Here is a 1,071-nt window from a genome sequence, read left to right on the forward strand (position 1 = left end):
CGCGGTCGCACTGAGCGCCCACAGCCCGATCACGTCGGAGGCGAGGCTCGCCAGGCCGCCCAGCGCGATGAGGAGCGCCGGGAGCGTCGCGGCGAGTGCGACCGCGGAGGCTGCGAGGAGTGCGGGCAGCGCGTCGCGGCGCACTGCGCCCATCCTCCTGGTCGCCGCGATGGCGCAGGTCACGAGCGCGGCGAGTCCGGGTGCCAGCCAGACCGTCGTCGTCCCACGGTCGAGCGCGATCCCCAGGACGAACGCGAGCGGGACGCTGAGGCCGACGGCGACCGACGCGAGGACGCGCCATCCGCTCGTCCCTGCCGCCGACGACGGCGATGCGATGAGGACGACAGCCCAGACGAGCGCGACCGCGAGGAAGGACCAGAACGCCCCGAGCCCGACGGACGGGAGTGCCCATGCGGCGGTCGCGAGGGCGATCCCGCCGCCGGTGAAGCCGAAGGTGCGCACGATGATCCGCTCGGGCCTCGGCCCGATGAACCGGGATGCCGCGCCGAGGAGGGCGACTGCCGTCCCACCGAGCCACAGTCCCGTGGCGACCTCGTCGTCCGGTGCGATGGCGAAGCCGCCCAGGAACACGCCCGCGGGTGCGAGCGCCGCCGCCGCGAGCCTCGGGAGGCGCAGTCGGCTGAGGATTCCCGCGCCCGCGAGGACCGCTGCGACGACCAGCAGCGCCGCGCCCCAGTAAGCCGCGGATTCGACGCGCTCCGTTCCGAAGAGGCCGTTCGCCCGGATGATCCAGGCGTCGAGGACGAGGAGGACGGCGCCGACGGCCGACACGCCCTCGGCGGTGCCCGGGAGCCGTCGGGCGCGGAGGAACCATGCGAGGACGAGGACGATCACGCTCACCGCGGCGGTGATGAGGGACCGCATCTCGAGGTCGGCGACGACGAACGCGAAGAAGAGGAAGACCATCGCGGCGACCGAGAGCAGCACGACGCCGAGCGCGAGCAGCAGCACCTGGACCCCGGAACGGCGCGGAGCCGTGGGAGGCGCCGCGCCCGGCCCGGCACCCCGGACGGGCGTCTCGGGAGCCGCGCCCACGTGCGGCGGCAACGG

Annotated in this window: 1 pseudogene; it reads right to left on the reverse strand. The window is 74.9% G+C overall.

Going from position 1 to position 1,071, the window contains the following annotated elements:
- Positions 1 to 1,056, reverse strand: a pseudogene (locus tag ESO86_RS19525) (hypothetical protein); the annotation flags it as partial.
- Positions 1,057 to 1,071 lie beyond the last annotated feature (15 nt).

This window comes from Agromyces binzhouensis, from assembly GCF_004135055.1.
Classification (GTDB): domain Bacteria; phylum Actinomycetota; class Actinomycetes; order Actinomycetales; family Microbacteriaceae; genus Agromyces; species Agromyces binzhouensis.